The sequence below is a fragment of the Phaeobacter sp. JH20_08 genome (assembly GCF_048056635.1).
Lineage (GTDB): Bacteria > Pseudomonadota > Alphaproteobacteria > Rhodobacterales > Rhodobacteraceae > Phaeobacter > Phaeobacter bryozoorum.
Window position 1 is genome coordinate 1 of the sequence record NZ_JAYMVV010000004.1, and the last position, 20,322, is coordinate 20,322.

General features: G+C 63.5%; 12 protein-coding genes. 8 read left to right on the forward strand and 4 right to left on the reverse strand.

All coding sequences use genetic code 11. The annotated features are described in order from the left end of the window. From VWY75_RS01760 to VWY75_RS01770, 3 genes are all read right to left on the reverse strand, one after another. A partial coding sequence (locus tag VWY75_RS01760; RefSeq protein ID WP_416539356.1) for a Gfo/Idh/MocA family protein occupies positions 1-408 on the reverse strand: 408 nt, incomplete at its 3' end. Positions 409-744: 336 nt separating this feature from the next. Further along, positions 745-6,930 (reverse strand): DUF4347 domain-containing protein, encoded by a 6,186-nt coding sequence (locus VWY75_RS01765; protein WP_416537878.1) that lies wholly within the window; start codon positions 6,928-6,930, stop codon positions 745-747. A gap of 287 nt (positions 6,931-7,217) precedes the next feature. Then, the gene (locus tag VWY75_RS01770; protein ID WP_340547805.1) at positions 7,218-8,105 is read right to left on the reverse strand and encodes a LysR family transcriptional regulator; all 888 of its coding nucleotides are present in this window, start codon (positions 8,103-8,105) and stop codon (positions 7,218-7,220) included. A 117-nt stretch (positions 8,106-8,222) separates the two neighbouring features. Between VWY75_RS01770 and VWY75_RS01775 the strand changes: the two genes are divergently transcribed. Together VWY75_RS01775 and VWY75_RS01780 are read left to right on the forward strand one after the other, a co-directional pair. Further along, a complete protein-coding gene (locus VWY75_RS01775) occupies positions 8,223-9,773 on the forward strand; it encodes a proton-conducting transporter membrane subunit (protein WP_416537879.1) in 1,551 nt (516 codons plus the stop codon). Between the two features lie 17 nt (positions 9,774-9,790). Continuing rightward, positions 9,791-12,241, forward strand: a complete 2,451-nt coding sequence (locus tag VWY75_RS01780) for a YbcC family protein (RefSeq protein ID WP_416537880.1) — start codon at positions 9,791-9,793, stop codon at positions 12,239-12,241. A gap of 98 nt (positions 12,242-12,339) precedes the next feature. On the opposite strand, the gene VWY75_RS01785 is transcribed toward VWY75_RS01780, so the two are convergent. Beyond that, on the reverse strand, positions 12,340-12,951 hold the full coding sequence (locus VWY75_RS01785; RefSeq protein ID WP_416535336.1) for a helix-turn-helix domain-containing protein: 612 nt from the start codon (positions 12,949-12,951) through the stop codon (positions 12,340-12,342). A 165-nt stretch (positions 12,952-13,116) separates the two neighbouring features. Between VWY75_RS01785 and VWY75_RS01790 the strand changes: the two genes are divergently transcribed. From VWY75_RS01790 to gcvP, 6 genes are all read left to right on the forward strand, one after another. Next, positions 13,117-13,263 (forward strand): hypothetical protein, encoded by a 147-nt coding sequence (locus VWY75_RS01790; protein WP_340547809.1) that lies wholly within the window; start codon positions 13,117-13,119, stop codon positions 13,261-13,263. Continuing rightward, positions 13,260-14,222, forward strand: coding sequence for a lipoyl synthase (lipA, locus tag VWY75_RS01795; protein ID WP_416537881.1), 963 nt, complete (start codon positions 13,260-13,262; stop codon positions 14,220-14,222). The genes VWY75_RS01790 and lipA overlap by 4 nt, the downstream gene beginning before the upstream one ends. Positions 14,223-14,376: 154 nt before the next feature. Then, positions 14,377-15,753 (forward strand): alanine/glycine:cation symporter family protein, encoded by a 1,377-nt coding sequence (locus VWY75_RS01800; protein WP_416537882.1) that lies wholly within the window; start codon positions 14,377-14,379, stop codon positions 15,751-15,753. 78 nt (positions 15,754-15,831) lie between these two features. Further along, positions 15,832-16,929 (forward strand): glycine cleavage system aminomethyltransferase GcvT, encoded by a 1,098-nt coding sequence (gene gcvT, locus VWY75_RS01805; protein ID WP_340547749.1) that lies wholly within the window; start codon positions 15,832-15,834, stop codon positions 16,927-16,929. A gap of 18 nt (positions 16,930-16,947) precedes the next feature. Further along, positions 16,948-17,313: a glycine cleavage system protein GcvH gene (gcvH, locus tag VWY75_RS01810; protein ID WP_416537883.1), complete on the forward strand. Its 366-nt coding sequence runs from the start codon at positions 16,948-16,950 to the stop codon at positions 17,311-17,313. 112 nt (positions 17,314-17,425) lie between these two features. Next, positions 17,426-20,281: an aminomethyl-transferring glycine dehydrogenase gene (gene gcvP, locus VWY75_RS01815; protein ID WP_416537884.1), complete on the forward strand. Its 2,856-nt coding sequence runs from the start codon at positions 17,426-17,428 to the stop codon at positions 20,279-20,281. The last annotated feature ends 41 nt before the right edge of the window (positions 20,282-20,322 follow it).

Genomic DNA, 20,322 nt, shown 5'->3' on the forward strand with positions numbered 1-20,322 from the left:
AAAAAACCGGGCGCTGCTGGCCTCCGCCGCCTGTCTGATCGCCTCGGCCTCGGCTGCGCTGGCGGCCAGCGGTTTGTCGCAGATCACATGAATGCCCGCGTTGAGAAAGGCGATGCTGGGACCTGCGTGCAGATGGTTGGGTGTCACAATGGCAACCGCATCGATGCCATCGTCGCGCCCGGCCTCGGCGCGGGCCATCTCGTCATAGCTGGCGTAGCTGCGATCCGCGGCGATCCCCAGCTCTGCGGCGCTGGCCATCGCGCGTTCCGGGTCTGATGATAGCGCGCCGGCAACCAGCTCAAACCGGTCGTCCATCCGGGCAGCAATCCGGTGCACCGCACCGATAAAGGCACCCTGCCCGCCCCCGACCATCCCCAGTCTGAGGCGCGTCCTGCGATCCGTCGTCATAGTCCCAGCATCTCCCGAATTGTCTTCCTGTCGCGTTCGCCGTCGGCGCAAGCTCAAAGGCCGTGTCGGTGCCCTCGATCAGATGGCGCGTGATAACGGGTGCGCCTTTTGGCAACCCGTTACTGTCGGCAATTTCAGCCAGCACTCCGATACGAGCGCTGCCCAGCTGTCATAGCCCTATTGCCACCGTTTGGGAAATACTCCCGTAAAATCAACCGGCCTCTAGCACGGCCCTGTAGCACGGAGCGCGAAAGCGGCAGGCGCCGCTGACGGCCGAAGCGGCGCCGCCTGATGCGGTGGTCCGCCGGTCTGGCGGCAGCAGGGCGGTCCGGTTGCTCAGAACAGGAGGTCGGCGGTCTCCAGTTCGGCCCGCGTGACATCTATCAGGGTCAGGGTGCTGCCATCGGCAAAGGTAAAGACGAAATCATCCCCCGATTGCGCCCCGAAAGACAGCGCCTGGTCCCGGCTGGTGAAACCAAATTCGCGCAGGGTCAACTGGTCCTCCTGCGCGTCGAAATCGGCGATACGATCATTGCCGCGACCGCCGACAAAGATGAAGACGTCACTGCCCGCACCGCCGCGCAGCATATCGTCGCCCATACCGCCGTTCAGTGTGTCCCGACCCTCGCCGCCAGCAAGGCTGTCATTGCCGCTGCCGCCAAAGGCGCGGTCGTCCTGGGAGCCCATTGCGATCTGGTCGTTGCCGCCCCCGCCGTTCACGCGGTCGGCGCCGCCGCCAGCAAAGACGATATCATCGCCACGTCCCGCTCCGATCGTGTCGTTCCCGAGGCCGCCATAAACAGTATCGTCTCCAACGCCCCCCCGCAGCGTATCCTCACCCGTGCCACCGTGCATGAAGTCATTGCCGCTGCCGCCGTTCAAACGGTCATTGCCGTCGCCGGCGACCCCCCGGTCGTTCCCGGACCCAAGGAAGAGCTGGTCGTCCCCGTCGCCTCCGCGCAGCGTGTCCACACCGCTGCCGCCGCTCAGAAGGTCCTCGCCCCGGTTGCCGGTGATGCGATCATTGCCGCCGCCGCCGTTGATGGTGTCATTGAAGTTGGTGCCGCCGATGGAGTCATCGTCGTCGCCAGCCGACATATCCAGCGGCCTGCCGCCTGTTGATCCGCCTCCCGGCGCTGGCGCCGGGTTAACGTTGATCGTGACTACGGCCATATCTGACAAGGCATTGTCGGTACCGCCAGCAATCTGCACGCCGATCTGACGGTTGCCGTCGGTTGGCGCGTCGGCTGCGGCGTTGTCATATTGAAGGGCCCGCAGCAGGGTCTGGATCGTCGCGGGTGTTGCACCCGAGGTGAGGGTAATGACCAGATCTTCACCCGCGCCGCCGGTGCCGGTTGCCACGATGGTTCCGACGGGCACACCGCCGACGGAGACCATCGAGCCGTTGGCCTGACCGGCAGAGAGCGACACGGTGCCGCTGACATCGATGAGGAGCCGATCCTCGGCCTGCATCCCGCTCTCGAAGGAGACGGTCAGCGTGCCGGTATCAAAATCGGCGCTATCCGCGTCGCTGACAGTCAGGTCCCCCGCCACATCAAGAGCTGTGGCGCTGTCACCCTCGGTAAAGGTGAAACTGTCGCCGTCGAGATTGCCGATCACCGGAGGGGTGCCGGTCGCATTCAGGAGGAAGCTGACGCTGCTATCCTGATCGCCACCGTTGGCAGTGCCATCGGCATCATTCAGCGTCAGGGTGAAATCCCGCGCGCCGACCGTGGACGGGGCCTCATAGGTGATAGACCGGATCAGGGTCTGGATCGCCGCGTTGGTCGCATCGGCGGTGCTGAAGTTGATGGTCAGATCCGAACCGCCCTGCCCGTCATTGGTGATATCCACCGTGCCAATGGTCACGCCGTTGACCAGAACAGTCTCTCCTGCGGAAAGGCTGGCATCGCCTCCGGCAGTGACAATCGTGCCGTCAACGCCCCAATTGCCATTTGTGGTGCCTGAATTCTGCGAAATTGTCAGCTGGCCGCCGTTGTAATCGCTGGAATCGAGGTTGGACACCGTCACCGCGGACAAACCGCCAAGGCTCTGGGCGCCGGTTCCAACAACAACCTGGCTCGTCGCATGGTAGTGGGCATTGCCGATCACCGGGGCATCGTTCACCGGCAGCACGTTTACCGACGACGACAACGTCAGCAGGGCGCTGTTGGCGTTGCTGCCGGTTGCACTGCCGCTGTCGGTCAGGCCGGTGATGGTGACAACACGGCTGCCCCCGGTCGGGGTTTCGGATGTGTTGCGATAGGTGATGGTGTCAACCAGCGTCTCGGCCGCGGCGGTGCTCAGCGTGCCGCCGGTCAGGGTGACGGTTGCGGTATTGCCCAAGACGGATACCGTCGCAGTCAGGCCGTTGCTCGCGGTGGTCAGCGTGTTGGCATCCGTCAGCGCCAAGACACCGCCGTCGATCGTCAGCACCTCCGCCGCGCCGTCGGCGATATTGGTGACCGTCAGGCTGAGAGTGGTCAGCGTCTGCCCCGCCTCGACGGTGTCGGCGCTGACGCTGGTGAACAGATCCGCTGCCGGGTCGCCTTCCACAAAATTCGGATTGCTGCCGGTTGCGACCAGCGTCGGCGCATCATCCGTGGCCGCGACGGTCACGGTCAGCGTCGCAGTGTCGGAGCTGATGCTGGTGCCGTCGGTGATGGTGAGACCCAGCGTCCGGTCATGGGTCGCCGGGTCATCGCTGCTGTTGTCGTAGGAGAGCGCGCCGACCAGCGTCTGCACCCGGGAGGGGGTCGCATTGGCGTTGAAATTGATGCTTAGGGTTTCATTGGCGCCGCCGGTCGCACCGTTGGCCAAGGTGCCGATCACCACGCCGCCCACGCTGACGGAGGAGGCCGCTGTCTGCCCGGCAGACAGTGTGACGGAACCGCTGGTGTCGATCAGCAGGCGATCATTGGCGGTCTGTCCGCTTTGGAAGGCAAGGCTCAGCGTGCCGCTGCCCAGATTATTATCGGCATCGCTGATCGTGACATTGCCGCCGGTATCCAGCGCCACCGCGCCGAGGTTCTCGACAAAGGCGACGGTATCGCCGGCCAGATTGGCAACCACGGGTTTGTTGCCAAGGATCATCGAAAAATCGACCGAGGTGGACTGCGCGCCGCCATTGGCCGTGCCGTCGTTGTCATCCAGGCTGAGGGTGAAGGTCTGCGCACCGGTCCCGGCCGAGGCGCCCCAGGCGAGATTGCGGATCAATGTCTGGATTCGGGCATCGTCCGCATTGGCGGTGAGGTTGATTGCAAGCGTGTTGCCGCCCTGCCCGTCCTCGGTTGCATCGACGGTGCCAATGGTCACGCCACCAATCTGAATGGTTTCATTGGCCGCAATGCCCCCGTCACCGCCCGATGTCACCGTTGTGCCGTCGACGGAGAAGCTGCCGCTTGCGGTGTTGTTGCTGTCCTTGTCGACAATCCGCAGGACGCCGCCGCTGTAATCGGGCGAATCTGCATTGGCGAGAGTGGCGTCGGCGCCAGCATCGATCAGCGCAGATGCGCCAGGTGTCAGGACGCCCTGATCCCCCGTCAGATTTGCCAGCACGGGAGCGTCGTTGACGGCGGTGATCGTGACCGTGCTTGTCACGGCCAGGGCGGCAGTGTCATCGCCGCTGTTTGCCGTACCGCCACTATCGACAAGCTCGGTCACGGTGACCACGCGATTGGCGGTTGTTGTGGGATTATCTGATGTATTCCGGTAGGTTATACCATCTACGAGTGTTTGAAGCGCCGCAGGGCTGAGGGTGCCCCCGGTGGCGGTGATGGTGGCGGTGCTGCCGGTTACGGAGACGCTCACCGACAGGGAGTTGGCGGCACTGACAAGAGCGGCGCCATTTGTCAGGGCCACGTCGGTGCCGTCAAACACAAGTATTTCATCCGCGCCGTCGGCGATATTGGTGATGGTCAGGGTCAGGCTCGTGATCGTCTGTCCGGTTTCAACCGTGCCGGAGGTAACGCTGTTGAACAGGTCAACCGCCGCGCCGCCCTCAACATGGGTTGGGTTGCCGCCGGTAGCAGTCAGCGTTGGTTCGTCGTTGACGCCGGTATTGCTCACCGTGACCGAGCCGGTAGCGGAGGCGATCCCGCCGCTGCCCTGGCTGCCCACATTGCCGTCCGAGAAGGTCCAGTCCAACTGGACCGAGGCATCCGGGTCATTGCTGGTGTTGCTGTAGGTCACCCGCTGCAACACGTCGTTCACCAGAGCGGTTGTCGCCGGGGTGGCGAGGGAGGTGAAACTGATCGTCAGCGTACCGCCCACCTCGGCAAATGTCGCAAAGCTCTGCCCGCCGCTTTGCAGCATATTGCCGCTGACCGTGAACAGAGCCCCGGTCACATCAAAGCCGAAATCATCCACGAGATCGGCGCCGCCGTTGCGGGCGATGGTCAGCGAGGCACCGCCGAAATCGCCATTGCCGCCATTCAGGCTGGCCAGTTCGGTGTCGGCAATGGTGGCGGTGCTGTCCAGAACAACGGCGCTGCCGCCTTCGACAAAGGTCGGCGTGGCATCCAGACCGGCAAAGACCGGGGCGTCGTTGACGCTGGTGACAGTAATACTGGCGGTATCGCTGATGGCGGAAAACGCGCTTGTACCGCCGGTCACGCTGGCGTCCGCGACGCTGCCGGCAGAGCCGGTGGAGCGATCCCAGGCGCGGATGGTGATGGTGGCGGTGCCGGAATAATCCGCATCTGCCACAAAGCGGATCAGATGGGTAGCCGCCCCCGCCAGCGACCCGTCCAGCAGGCGCGCAGCGCTTGTTAGATCGACCGATGTGCCGGTGGTGGCGGTGAAATTCGTCCAGCTGGTTCCGTTGTCGAGGGAATATTGCCAGATCCCGTTGGTGTTATCGACCGCAGTCACCGCAATCGCTTCGACCGGGCTGCCATCGACATCGGTCACGCTGCCATCGGACACGATGCTGGCAACGCTGTCACCTGTGTTATTGGCGTTGTTGCTGGCGTCGTCGTCGCCATCAGCGGAGGAGCCATCGTCATCGCCTGCGTCCTCGGCAATGGTGCTGAGCACGGGCGACGCCGCGGCGTCGAGCACCGGCGCGTCATTCACCCCCGAAATGGTGATACTGACCGTATCGGCGCTGCCATTTGTGGTGCCGTCGTTGGGGGTGACGGTCAGAACCGCAGTTGTGGTGTCATTGCTGGCGGTGGTGTAGCGAAGTTTTGACGTGTCGTTCAGATAGGTATTGAGATCAGCGGCCGACCCCTGCAACGTCATCGACCCGGTGCCGGAATTTGCCACGGTCACACCGGCGGTTGTTCCGTTGCCATCGGTCGTGGCGATGGTGCCGCGATCCACGGCCAGGGTCAGGGTTATGGTATCGCCGTCGGCGTCAGATATATTGTAGGCCGACAGGTCAATCGCCGTCGCAACATCCTCTGTCGCAGTGTCATCTGGCGGTGTCCCGCCCAGCAGCGGGGCGTTATTGGCTGAAACCACGGCCGTGTCGACGGTCATGGTCAGGACCGCGAATTCCTGGAAACTGGGTTCATTGGTGTAATCGACCGCAATGCGTCGCACCGATCCCCAGGCTGCATCCGCGTCCCAGTCGCCGCTGCCGATGCTGTATGACACCAGTGCATTGGAACCGGCCGCAGCCCAGGTCAGCGTATCTGAGACGATTTCTGTCCCGCTGCTGTCAAAGCCACGGATGGTGAAAGTCTGTGAGGTGATGCTCTGCGCCCGGCCGAGCACCCGAAACCCCTCGAAACTGAAATCGCCATCACCGGCCAGCTGAAATCCGTTGCTGTCATCGTTGTAGAAGGCACCGTCCATTGCGCCGATGGTCCCGCCCTCGACAGCGCCCACCGCCAGGTTCTGCGCGCCGCGCATGTTCAGATTGGTGAAGGTGCTTGAACCCTCGCTGCCGTCACCAAAATCAAGCGTCAGCGTCAGCCCGGGGAAATCCGCGATCCCGTCGCTGCCATCGGCCCAGGCGTCCTTGTTGTTGCCGCCATTTGTATAGTTGCCGTAGTTCAATACAGTGGACAGAACTGCCGGATAGGCCGCCTGCGCCACTGCCGAAATCCCGATCGGGGTTGAGATCGCGCCGATCTGCATCTCCAGATCCCAGTCGCCGCCCAGCTCGGCAGCGCCGGTCAATGTCCGCGATGCGGCAACATTCGCGCCGGTCGCCTCGGCCAGGGCAGCGACGAAGGCTTCGCCTTTGGCAGTTGCCGCCACCTCGCAGCCATAAAGCAGGATATCACCACCGGGATGCAGCGCCCGGCGCAGGACCTCCATCACCTCAGGGTACCGGGCGAGCGTGGCCTCGGTCACGGTTTCGTCACCGATTAACAGCGCGCCGTCTTCGCCGTGGGACATGATATGCAGCGCCGACAGACCGCGCACTGCGCTGAGGGCCTCTGCGATCTGACGCAGGCCGGACCCGTTGCGGGTCAGGTAGATGACGGTTGCGTCATCCGGCAGATCGAGATGCAGGGTCTGACAGTGGTCGACGGCGGAATCAAAAACGAAATACTGGGTATCAATCATCTGAGCGCTCTGAGATTATAGCTTACAATCCAAAGGTATGATCAGTCGTCTTGCTCAACCTATAGGATATCGAGGTTAATCAATCGGTAATGGCCAAATTATGTGGCAAGCTTATTAAAGAGTTCTTGCATCCAATATGCCAATCGTGCCGGGCGATGACTTTTTTGCGATAGGGGACAGCGCTGGGTCCGACCCAAAGGATCACGAACCGGGGCGGCGCCGCAGTGCCGGGACGGGCCAGGCGCTGGTGGCTTCATGCCAGCTCTGCCGGGCAGCGGGCCGGAATATCAGCCGTTCAGCACCGAGGCGCTGCCTGCCAGCACCTCCTGAACCAGCGGATTTGGAAAACGGCGCCGCAGGGTGACCGCATAGAAGGTCTCGCGAATGCGGGGGTGCTCCTCGGCCTCCAGCAGCCGCCCCGAGGACAGCTCATCCTGCACCACGATCGGGGCCACCAGCGCCAGGCCGATATCCTCGCGGGCCAGCAGCCGCATCATCGCCATGTCGTCGACCTCGGCAGCCACCTGCGGCACCACCGACAGGCGACTGGCCATGGCATCAAAGGCGGTCCGCACCGTATTGTCGGTGGTCGGCAGCACAAAGGGATGGGTGGTCAGCAATTCGCGGATCGGCAGGCGTGGATCCAGCCGCGCCGGGGTGCCGACGATGCTCACCGCCTGATCCCCGATCTGATGGGTTTCATAGGGGGTCAGGCTGTCGTCGGGAGGTTCGCGGTTCATCAGAACCAGATCGAGGTTCAGCGTTGCCAGCCCCTCCAGCAACTCGGTTGGGCTGCCGGAGCGCAGGATCACCTCGACATCGCTGCGCGCCAGCATGGGCCGCAGGAACCCGATCTGAAAGTTCCGCGACAGTGTGGCCAGCGCACCCACCCGCAGCGCCTGACGGCTGCGCTCGCTGCCTTCCAGCGTGGCGATCAGCTCCTGCCCGGTGGCAAAGATCGCATCGGCATGATCCAGCGCGATACGCCCCGCCTCGGTCAGATGCAGCTGCCGTCCGCGCCGGTCGAACAGCGGATGGCCCAGCCGCTCCTCCAGCTGTTTGATCTGCACAGAAAGCGCCGATTGCGACAGATTCAGCCGCTGCGCGGTGCGGGTCAGATTGCCGTCATGGGCGACGGCCCAGAAATAGCGCAGATGATGATAGTTCAGGGGCATTCATTCGTTTTAATAGAACGATAAGGCCATAACAATGAATTTTTATTAATCAAAGATCCGCGCTACCTGTCTCGTTGACGCAGCGTCCCCTGCTGCATGTGAATACGGGAGCCTTTCATGTTCTATCTGTTTTTGCCGCTCTTGGCCCCGATGCTGCTGCTGGCCGTCGCCCTGCGGGCGCGCCGGACACCGGGTCTGCGGCCGGGTCATCTGCCGCGTCTGGCGGAATATGCCGCGCTGGCGGCCTTTGCCGTCTCGGCGCTGTCTGCGGTGCTGCTGGGCCTGAACGGTCCGGGCAGCTCGCCCTTGCTTGGCCTTTTTGGAGTTGGGCTGTCGGTGCGGCTGGATGTGGTCAGCGCCGTGATGCTGTGTCTGGTCAGTTTCATCGGCTGGATCGTGCTGCGCTACAGCGCCACCTATATGGACGGCGAGGGCCGTCAGGGCGCCTTTACCGGCTGGATGAGCGCCACGCTGGCTGCGGTTTTGCTGCTGGTCATGTCGGGCAATCTGGTGCAGCTGCTTCTGGCCTGGACCGCCACCAGCCTGTGCCTGCATCAGCTGCTGCTGTTTTATCGCGAGCGCACAACGGCGCAGCGGGCCGCGCGGAAAAAGGCGCTGGTGGCCCGGGCCAGCGAAATGTCACTCGGCCTCGCTGTCGCGCTGCTGATTGCCGCCTATGGCACCAGCGATATCGCCAGCATTCTTGCCGCTGCCAGCCCCGATCTGCTGACCCTTGCCGCCGCCGGGCTGATCGCGCTGGCGGCGGTGCTCGCCTCGGCGCAGTTTCCGGCCCATGGCTGGCTGACCGAGGTGATGGAAGCGCCGACGCCGGTCTCCGCCCTGCTTCATGCAGGCGTCATCAATGCGGGCGGCTTCCTGCTGATCCGTTTTGCCGATGTGATGCTGGCCGCGCCTGCGGTGATGGCGGTGCTGGTGATGCTGGGCGGGTTTACCGCGCTGTTCGGCGGGCTGGTGATGCTGACGCAGCCGGCCGTGAAGACCTCGCTGGCCTGGTCCACCATCGCGCAGATGGCCTTTATGATCATGCAATGTGGTCTGGCGCTGTTCCCGCTGGCGCTGCTGCATATCGTGGCGCATTCGCTCTACAAGGCGCACGCCTTTCTCAGCGCTGGCGAGGCGGTGGCCAATGTCGCCGCGATCCGGCGCCCCGGTCCCGTCGCAGTGCCAAGCGCGCGTAATGTGATGCAGGCCTTTGGCATCGGCATCGTGATCTATGCGCTGGTTGGAGCGGTCTTTGGCTTTGACGGCAAATCGGTGCAGGCAATTGCGCTGGGGGTGATCCTGATCTTTGGCGTGGCCTATATTCTGGCGCAGGGGCTGGCCGATGCCGCCCCCGGTGCGCTGACCCGGCGCACGGTGATCTATGCGGCGGCCACCTCTGTCAGCTATTTCCTGCTGCAACTGGCGGCGCTGAAGCTGACCGCCGGCACCCTGCCTGCCACCCCTGCTCCCGGCCCGCTGGAATGGGCGCTGATCCTGCTGGCGCTGGTCAGCTTTGGCGCGGTGGCCGTGGCGCAGGCGACCTTCCCGCTCTGGGCGATGCACCCGGCGGCAGCGGGGCTGCGGGTCCATCTGTCCAATGGGCTTTATGCAAATGCGATTTTTGATCGGCTGCTGGGCGGCTGGTCAAAGCGGACCACATCCTGAAACCGGGAGATCGACCCATGTTGATGAAGCACGAAACCTACCCCGCCGCCCTGTTGGAGCTGGTCACCTGCGCCAATCGGGCCGCCCGCGCGATCCCGCCGCTGTTCCCGCTCACCTCCAGCGTTGCGGTGAACCCCTTCCTCGGTCAGAGCGACGAGCCGCTGGCGGTGACCTCGGCGCGGCTGGCGCGGGTTGCGGGCACACGGGTGACCCCGGACCGCAGCCATTGGGCGGCGAAACGGGCCGCCGGAGACCTCACCGACAGCGATCTGCGGGCCGCATTGGCGCGGGCCGGCACCCGCTTCAGCGATGTGCAGATGGCCGATCTCCATGCGGCACTGGGCGCCACGGATACCAACGATGACCCAAGCGCGCTGCCGACGGTGGCGGAGCTGGCGCAGGAGCTGTCCGGCGTCGACTGGCCCGGCCTGATCGAGGAACGCATCGGCGCCTTTGCCGCCAGCCATTTCGATCAGGGGCAGGCGCTGTGGCAGCCGGACCGGACCGGCGGCACCTATGCGGCCTGGCGTCAGTTTGCCAGCCGCGATCTGACGCCGGAAATCCACGGGCTGCACGGGTTTGGCGGGTTTGTCGCTGCTACCAACCGGTCACATTGGCGCGCCATCGGACGGGCCTCCGAAACGCTGGGCGTCAGCTCTGCGGCCGCCGAGACCGGGTTTCACCGCTGGCTGATGACACTGCAAGGCTGGGCGCAATATGGCCGCTACCTGTCGTGGCAGGCCGAGCTGGAGGGCAAGAGCGACACCACCACGGTTGAGCTGTTGGCGATCCGCATGGTGTTTGACGAGGCGCTGTTCCACCAGTATCGCGACCAGATCGCGGCCCGCTGGCAGGAGGCCGTCGAAAGCCACGAAACCCCAATCACCCCAAGCCGCGATCAGGTGATCGACGCCATTCTGCAAGAGGCAGGCGAACGGGCGGCGCAGCGGCAACTGGCCGGCAGGCTGACCGTCGCGACCCCGGAGCCAGCGGCAGAGGCAAAGGCCACCGATCGCCCCCTGTTGCAGGCCGCCTTCTGTATTGATGTACGGTCCGAAGTGTTCCGCCGCGCGCTGGAAGCACAGGACAGCGGCGTGCAGACACTTGGGTTTGCAGGCTTCTTCGGGCTGGCCGCGGCGCATAATGCAGCGGGCTCCGACGTTACCGAAGGGCGCGGCCCGGTGCTGCTGAGCGCGGGCGTCCAGTCGCGAGCGGCGGAACCGGCGGAGCTTGACCTTGCCCGGCGCTATGCAGCGCGGGCGCGGCGCGCCTGGGGCCGGTTCAAACTGGCGGCGGTCTCCTCCTTTGCCTTTGTCGAGGCCACAGGCCCGGTTTATGCGGGCAAGCTGCTGCGCGATGCCTTTGGTGCCAGCAGTCGTCTGGCCACGGATCCGGCGCCGGTGCTTGATGCTTCGGTGGATCTGGACCACCGGGTTGCGATGGCCCGGACCATCCTGTCGGCGATGTCGCTGACCGGTGGCTTTGCCCCGGTTGTGATGCTGGCAGGCCATGGCGCGGATGTGACCAACAACCCCCATGCAAGTGCTCTGCACTGTGGCGCCTGCGGTGGCCATGCGGGTGACGTGAATGCCCGGTTGCTGGCCGGACTGCTGAATGACCGGGCGGTACGCGGCGGACTGCGCGAGGCAGGGATCAGCATCCCCGAGGACACCGTTTTCCTGCCCGCGCTGCATCACACCACCACCGATCAGGTCACGCTCTACGAACAGGATCTGCCCGCTGGTGCTGCCACCCGTTTTGCCCGCGAGCTGGCAAATATCCGTCGCTGGATCGAGGCCGCAGGCGCTCTGGCCCGCAGCGAACGGGCGGTGCGGCTGCCCCGCGCAAGCGCTGGTGCAGACATCCTGCGCCGCTCCTCCGACTGGGCGGAACTGCGCCCGGAATGGGGGCTGGCCGGTTGCCGCGCCTTTATCGCCGCCCCGCGTCAGCGGACCGAGGGCCGGGCGCTTGACGGGCAATCCTTCCTGCACAGCTATGACTGGCGGGCGGATGAGGGCTTTGGCGTGCTGGAGCTGATCATGACCGCGCCGGTGGTGGTCGCAAGCTGGATCAGCCTGCAATACTACGGCTCCAGCGTGGCCCCCGCCCTGTTCGGTGGCGGCAACAAGCTGTTGCACAACGTCGCCGGTGGCATCGGTGTGCTGGAAGGCAATGGCGGCGCGCTGAAACCCGGTCTGCCCTGGCAATCGGTGCATGATGGCGATGCGCTGCAACATGACCCGCTGCGGCTGACCGTGGTGATCGAGGCGCCGCGCGATGCCATGACGCAGATCCTGGACCGCCACCCGCAGGTGCGCGCCCTATTCGACAATGGCTGGCTTCATCTGATGGCGATGGACGATCAGGGGCATCTGGTCTGGCGCTACGAGGGCGATCTCAACTGGTCACGCATGGAACCCGACGAGAGCACGGCCAACCGCGCGGCGCTGGAGATTGCTGCCGAATAGGCGGATCACCCCGAGCCATGGAACACCGATCTGCGCCGCCCCGGCCAATATCCGGGCGGCGCAGATTGCATATCGCCGGGGGCGCCGCTGAGTTCGGATCAGTTCAGCGAGACCCAGAGCACCTGCGCGTCCTCTTCACTGGTCGAAACGCAGCAATGGCCCATGCCGCTGTCGTAATAGACGGTATCGCCGGCCTTCATCGGCAGCGGGCGGTAATGTTCGGTGTAAAGAACCAGTTCACCGCTGATCACGAACATGAATTCCTCGCCACTGTGGCGAATCCAGCTTTCGAACTCCGACACGTCACGCGCCTTGATGCGGCTGATATAGGGCAGCATCCGCTTGCTGGTCAGCTCGGTGCACACCAGTTCGTGGTCGTAGGTCTGGGTTTCCTGATGCTCTCCCGCGCCCTTGCGGGTGTAGTCGCGCCGCCCGGAGATATCGCTCTTGGCGGATTGCACAAACAGCTGCGGCGTCTGCAAATCCAGCGTCTGCATCAGGCGGCGGATGATCTCGAAACTGGGGCGGGTCTGGTTGTTCTCGATCTTCGACAGGGTGGAGCGGCCGATGTTCGCGGCCCGCGCCGCTTCCTCCAGCGTCAGCCCCTTCTCCTTGCGGGATTCGCGAATCATTTTCCCCAGCGCATCACCATCGGGAGCCTCGGCAAACTCCGTCGCGGGGGCGCCGTCTTCCGCGTTGATGGGTTCCATGGGCGTGCAATCTCCTGAGTTTCCCAATGTTTACCCTTCCCCCGGTGATAGGTCAAAGTTTCTATGTAAAAGCAATAGTTGCTTATCGTGGAAAAGTTTCTTAAAGGAAACACACGGGAGAGTTAGGGGCTGTTTTCCCCTGACAGACAATAGTGAGGGGCAGAGATGAGCCTTTATGATCGGATCGTTATCGGTGACGGCCCTGCGGGCTATGTCGCGGTGGACAAACGCTTTTCAACCTCGATGCCTGCTATCGCCAAGACCGGTCCCGAAGGTGCCTTTGTCGGCAAGCGTAAGGAGGCCGTAGGATGAACGTCCCCATGCCGCGGCTCCGCCACCCGGAAAAATCGAAAAAGGCCGATAGCGAGATCCCGCGCAAACCGAAGTGGATCCGCCGCAAGAAAATCGAGAGCGCCGAGTATTTCGAGACCCGCCGCCTGATGCGGGATCACAATCTGACCACCGTCTGCGAAGAGGCCGCCTGCCCCAATATCGGCGAATGCTGGTCCAAACGTCATGCCACCATGATGATCATGGGCGAGATCTGCACCCGCGGCTGTTCTTTCTGCAATGTCTCGACCGGTCGCCCCGATGCGCTGGACGCCTTTGAGCCCGGTCGGGTGGCACAGGCGGTCAAGAAACTGGCGCTGCGCCATGTCGTGATCACCAGCGTTGATCGCGATGATCTGGAGGACGGCGGCGCGGCGCATATCGCCCAGACCATCCGCGCCGTGCGCCACCAGACCCCCGGCACCACCATTGAGGTGCTGACCCCGGATTTTCTGGGCAAGGGTGATGCCGCAAAGATCGTCTTTGACGCGGCCCCGGATGTGTTCAACCACAATCTGGAAACCGTCCCACATCTCTACCCCCGTGTCCGCCCCGGTGCGCGGTATTACAGCTCGCTGCGCCTGCTGGATGACGCCAAACGCGCCAATCCACAGGTTTTTACCAAATCCGGCCTGATGGTCGGCATGGGAGAAACCCTGGAAGACCTGCGTCAGGTGATGGATGATCTGCGCGCTGCGGACGTCGATTTCCTGACCGTGGGACAGTATCTTCAGCCCACCCCGAAACACCATCCGATTGATCGCTTCGTCACCCCGGAGGAGTTTGAGCAGATCGAACGCATGGCCCGAAGCAAAGGGTTCCTTGGTGTCTCGGCGACACCTCTGACCCGCTCTTCCTTTCACGCGGATGAGGATTTTGCGGCGCTCAAGGAAGCCCGCAACAGGCAGCTTGGCGACAGCCTTGCGGGGGGTGCCGACTAACGGACCACCCCTCGGACCGGGATTGCCCCGCGACTGGTGGGTCGCGGCAGGAGGGGCAGAACCGGGAAATCGACTTGTCATCGGTCGCGAACCGCAGCAAAGGCCGGGACAGGCACTCATAGGCCAAGGACCACCACCCAAAGGGAGGAAAATTATGGAAGTTTTGAATTCGATTGTGGGCTATATCAACGGGATCGTCTGGGGACCGCTGATGCTGGTCCTCATTCTCGGCGTTGGCCTGTTCTTGCAGATCGGGCTGAAGCTGATGCCCATCCTGCGCATCGGCACCGGCTTTGCCCTGCTGTTCAAGGGCCGCGAGGCCGGAGATGGCGAGGGCCAGATCACCCCGTTTAACGCGCTGATGACCGCGCTGTCGGCCACCATCGGCACCGGCAATATCGCCGGCGTTGCCACCGCCGTGTTCCTCGGCGGCCCCGGCGCGCTGTTCTGGATGTGGATGACCGCACTGGTCGGCATGGCCACCAAATATTCCGAAGCCGTGCTGGCGGTAAAATACCGCGAACAGGACAGCCAGGGCAATTATGTCGGCGGCCCGATGTATTACATCAAGAACGGTCTTGGCGCGAACTGGGCCTGGCTCGGCTTTGCCTTTGCGCTGTTCGGTGCAATCGCCGCCTTCGGCATCGGCAATGGTGTCCAGGCCAATGGTGTGGCACAGGTGCTGGAAACCAACTTCGGCTTCAACCCTTCCATCACCGGTATCGTGCTGATGGCGCTGACCGGCGCCGTGATCCTTGGCGGCATCACCCGCATCGGTGCGGTGGCCGGGAAACTGGTCCCCTTCATGGCGGTCAGCTATGTCACGATCGGCCTGCTGGTTCTGATCATCAACGCCGATCAGCTGGGCCATGCCTTGGGTCTTGTCTTCACCTATGCGTTCACCCCCTCGGCCGCTGAAGGCGGCTTTGCCGGGGCCGCTGTCTGGGCCGCAATCCGCTTTGGAGTGGCCCGTGGCGTGTTTTCGAACGAAGCCGGTCTTGGCTCCGCCCCGATCGCCCATGCCGCAGCTGAAACCAAAGGTCCGGTAAATCAGGGCCTGATCGCCATGCTGGGCACCTTCATCGACACCATCATCGTCTGTTCCATCACTGGTCTGGCCATCATCGCCTCCGGCGCCTGGACCTCGGGCGAAAGCGGTGCAGCGCTGACCTCGCTGGCCTTTGAAACCTCCCTGCCCGGCTTTGGCGGCTATGTGATCGCCATCGCGCTGTCGATCTTTGCCTTTACCACCATTCTGGGCTGGTCCTACTATGGCGAGAAATGCGTCGGCTATCTTCTGGGTGCCAAGGTGCTGATCGGCTACCGTGTGCTGTGGATCATCGCGATCTACTTCGGGGCCACGGCGGATCTGGGCTTCATCTGGCTGCTGGCGGATACGCTGAACGCGATGATGGCGATCCCGAACCTGATCGCCCTCGCCCTGCTGAGCCCGGTCGTCTTCAAGGTGACGAAAGAGTTCTTTGCCTCCAACGGGCAGACCGAAGAGCCGAGCAAAGGCGCGGCAGAATAATCAAGACCAACCGACATCGGGGCGCGGCAGGCGTCGCGCCCCGGCTTTTCAACCACATCAATTCAAGGGCAAGACGCTATGACCGACGCGCCGAAACGTACCCCGCTCTATGACCTGCATGTCGCCCTCGGCGGCAAGATGGTGGATTTTGCCGGCTGGGAAATGCCGGTCCAGTACCCCATGGGCATCATGGGAGAGCACAAGCAGTGCCGCGAAAAGGCTGCGCTGTTCGATGTCAGCCACATGGGCCAGGTGATCCTGCGCGGCGACAACGTCGGCGAAAAGCTGGAAGCGCTCTGCCCGCAGGCCTTTGCCACCCTCAAGGAAGGCAAGGCACGCTATGGCTTCTTCACCAATGACGATGGCGGCATCATGGACGACCTCATCGTCTCCAATGCCGGCGATCATTACTTCGTGGTGGTGAACGCCGCCCTGCGCCATCAGGACATCCCCCATATGAAGGCGCATCTCGACGGTGTCGAGGTGACCGAGATCTTCGACCGCGCGCTGGTCGCCGTTCAGGGCCCGGCAGCCGAAAATGTGGTGGGCGACCTTTGCCCCGCCGCCCGCGAGATGACATTCATGGAAACCATCCTTGCCGATATCGACGGCGTGGAATGCCGCATTTCCCGCCTCGGGTACACCGGCGAAGACGGCTATGAGATTTCCATCCCCGAGGCTGACGCCGAACGCATCACCAGGCTGTTCCTGGCCCATGACGATTGCGAACCCGCCGGTCTGGGCGCGCGCGACTCCCTGCGTCTGGAGGCCGGTCTCTGCCTTTATGGCAATGACATCGACCAGTCGACCTCCCCGATCGAGGCCTCGCTGGCCTGGGCGATCCAGAAACGCCGCAAGGAAGAGGGCGGCTTCCCCGGTGCCGCCCGCATTCAGAAAGAGCTGGCTGAGGGGGCCGCGAAGAAACTGGTCGGCATCAAACCCTCCGGTCGCGCGCCCGCCCGTCAGCACGTTGAAATCCAATGCGCCGACGGCAATACCATCGGTGAAATCACCTCCGGCTGCTTTGGCCCCACCGTCGGCGGCCCGGTCGCCATGGGCTATGTCGCCGCGCCGCATGGCAAACCGGGCGAACAGGTCAAGCTGATCATCCGTGGCAAGCCCCATGATGCAGAAATCACCGCGCTGCCCTTCGTCACCCAGAACTACAAACGTTAAGCTCCAGGAGTACCCGAGATGACCACCTATTATTCCGAAGATCACGAATGGATCACCGTCGAGGGCGACACCGCCACGCTCGGCATCACCAAACATGCCGCCGAGCAGCTGGGTGAAGTTGTCTTCATCGAGCAGCAGGACAGCGGCGAGGAATTTGAAAAAGGCGGCGAGATCGGCGTCATTGAATCGGTGAAGGCCGCGTCGGAAATCTACGCCCCGCTCGATGGCGAGATCACCGCCATCAACGAGACTCTGGCCGACAACCCCGGCGCCCTGAACAAAGACCCCGAAGGCGCGGCCTGGATCTACAAGATCAAACTTTCCGACACCTCGCAGCTGGAGGATCTGATGGATCTGGACGGCTACAAGGCGCTGATCGGCTGATCCTGCGCGGCGGATCCGGCAACCGGCTCCGCCGCATCTTCTGGCTCTAAATATCCCCGCCGGAGGCTCCCTCAGCCTCGGCAGGCGACCCCTCGCAACAGGAGCGCTCCACATGGCCTTCAAACTGACTGATTACGAAGCTTATGATTTTGCCAATCGCCGCCACATCGGGCCCAGCCCGCGTGAAATGGCCGATATGCTCAAAACCATCGGTTTCAACACCCTCGATGAGCTGATCGACGCCACCGTCCCCCCGGCCATCCGCCAGAAAGAGGCGCTGGACTGGGGTCCGGCGATGACCGAACGCGATGCGCTGTTCCACATGCGAGAGATCGCGGGCAAGAACAAGGTGCTGACCTCGCTGATCGGTCAGGGCTACCACGGCACCACCACCCCGGCGCCGATCCTGCGCAACATCCTGGAAAACCCCGCCTGGTACACGGCTTACACGCCTTACCAGCCTGAGATTTCGCAGGGTCGCCTTGAGGCGCTGCTGAACTTCCAGACCATGGTCAGCGATCTGACCGGCCTGCCGGTGGCCAATGCCTCGCTGCTCGACGAAGCCACCGCCGCGGCCGAAGCCATGGCGATGGCCCATCGTGGGTCGCGCTCCAAGGCGAATAACGCGGCCTTCTTCGTGGACAAGAACTGCCACCCGCAGACCGTCGCCGTGATCCAGACCCGCGCCGAACCTCTGGGCATCGACGTTGTTGTCGCCGATCCCTCCGAACTGGAGGCCGCCGCCGTCTTTGGCGCGATCTTCCAGTATCCCGGCACCCATGGCCATGTCACCGATTTCAGCGACCAGATCGCCGCCCTGCATGACAACAAAGGCGTTGCGGTTGTCGCGGCGGATATCCTGTCGCTGGCGCTGCTGAAATCCCCCGGTGAAATGGGCGCCGATATCGCCATCGGCTCGACCCAGCGGTTCGGCGTTCCGATGGGCTACGGCGGCCCGCACGCGGCCTATATGGCGACCACCGACAAGCTGAAGCGCTCCATGCCCGGCCGGATCATCGGCGTGTCCGTCGATGCGCGCGGCAACAAGGCCTATCGCCTGTCGCTGCAAACCCGCGAGCAGCACATCCGCCGCGAAAAAGCCAATTCCAACGTCTGTACCGCACAGGCGCTGCTGGCGGTGATCGCGTCGATGTATGCGGTCTACCACGGCCCCGATGGCATCAAGGCGATTGCGCAATCCGTGCACCGCAAGACCGCCCGCATGGCGGCTGGTCTGGAACAGGCCGGGTTCAAGGTCGAACCGGAAGTCTTCTTTGACACCATCACGGTTGAGGTGGGTCACCTGCAGAAAACCGTCATGGAAGCCGCTGTTCAGCGCGGCATCAACCTGCGCCGCGTCGGCGAAACCAAGGTCGGCATCTCGCTCGACGAACAGACCCGCGCTGAAACCATCGAGGCCGTCTGGGGTGCCTTTGGCATCGACCGCAAGGACGACAGCTCCAACAAGCAGTACCGCCTGCCCGAAGCCATGCTGCGCGAGAGCGCCTATCTCACCCACCCGATCTTCCACAAGAACCGCGCCGAGGCCGAGATCACCCGCTACATGCGCCGTCTGGCCGACCGCGATCTGGCGCTGGACCGTGCGATGATCCCACTTGGCTCCTGCACCATGAAGCTGAACGCGACCATCGAGATGATCCCGGTCACCTGGCCGGAATTCAGCAACCTGCACCCCTTCGTTCCCGAAGATCAGGCGCAGGGCTACCATGAGATGATCGCCGATCTGAACGACAAGCTCTGCCAGATCACCGGTTATGATGCGATCTCCCAGCAGCCGAACTCTGGCGCGCAGGGCGAATACGCAGGCCTTCTGACCATCCGCAACTACCACGCGGCAAACGGTCAGGGTCATCGCAACGTCTGCCTGATCCCGACCTCCGCCCATGGCACCAATCCGGCCACCGCGCAGATGGTTGGCTATCAGGTGGTTCCGATCAAGGCGGATGACAAAGGCAATATCGACGTCGCGGATTTCCGCGAAAAGGCCGAGAAACACTCGGACCACCTCGCCGCCTGCATGATCACCTACCCCTCCACGCACGGCGTGTTTGAGACCACCGTTCAGGAGGTCTGCCAGATCACCCATGAGCACGGCGGTCAGGTCTATATCGACGGTGCAAATATGAACGCGATGGTCGGCCTGTCCCGTCCGGGTGACATTGGCGGCGACGTCAGCCACCTGAACCTGCACAAGACCTTCTGCATCCCGCATGGCGGTGGCGGCCCCGGCATGGGTCCGATCGGCGTCAAGGCGCATCTGACCGAACACCTGCCGGGTCACCCGGAATACGGCACCGCCGTGGGTCCTGTCTCGGCAGCGCCCTTCGGCTCGCCCTCGATCCTGCCGGTCAGCTGGGCCTATGTGCTGCTGATGGGGGGCGCTGGCCTCACGCAGGCGACGAAGGTTGCGATCCTCAACGCCAACTACATCGCGGCACGTCTGAAGGATGCCTATCCGATCCTCTACACCTCCGAATCCGGTCGTGTGGCGCATGAGTGCATTCTGGACACCCGTCCGCTGAATGACGACGGCGGCGTGACCGTGGATGATGTGGCCAAGCGCCTGATCGACAGCGGTTTCCACGCGCCGACCATGTCCTGGCCGGTGGCGGGCACGCTGATGGTGGAGCCGACCGAATCCGAACCCAAGGACGAGCTGGACCGCTTCTGCGATGCCATGCTGTCCATCCGGTCGGAGGCGCAGGACATCATCGACGGCAAGATCGACGCCGAAAACAACCCGCTGAAGCACGCACCACACACCGTGCGCGATCTGGTCGGTGAGTGGGATCGCCCCTACAGCCGCGAACAGGCCTGCTTCCCTCCGGGCAACCTCGGTGTGGATAAATACTGGCCGGCGGTGAACCGCGTCGACAATGCCTATGGCGACCGCAACCTGATCTGCACCTGCCCTCCGATGGAGGATTACGCAGAGGCGGCGGAATAAATCCACGCCAAGACCCAAGGTGTCGCCGGTTCCCACCGGCG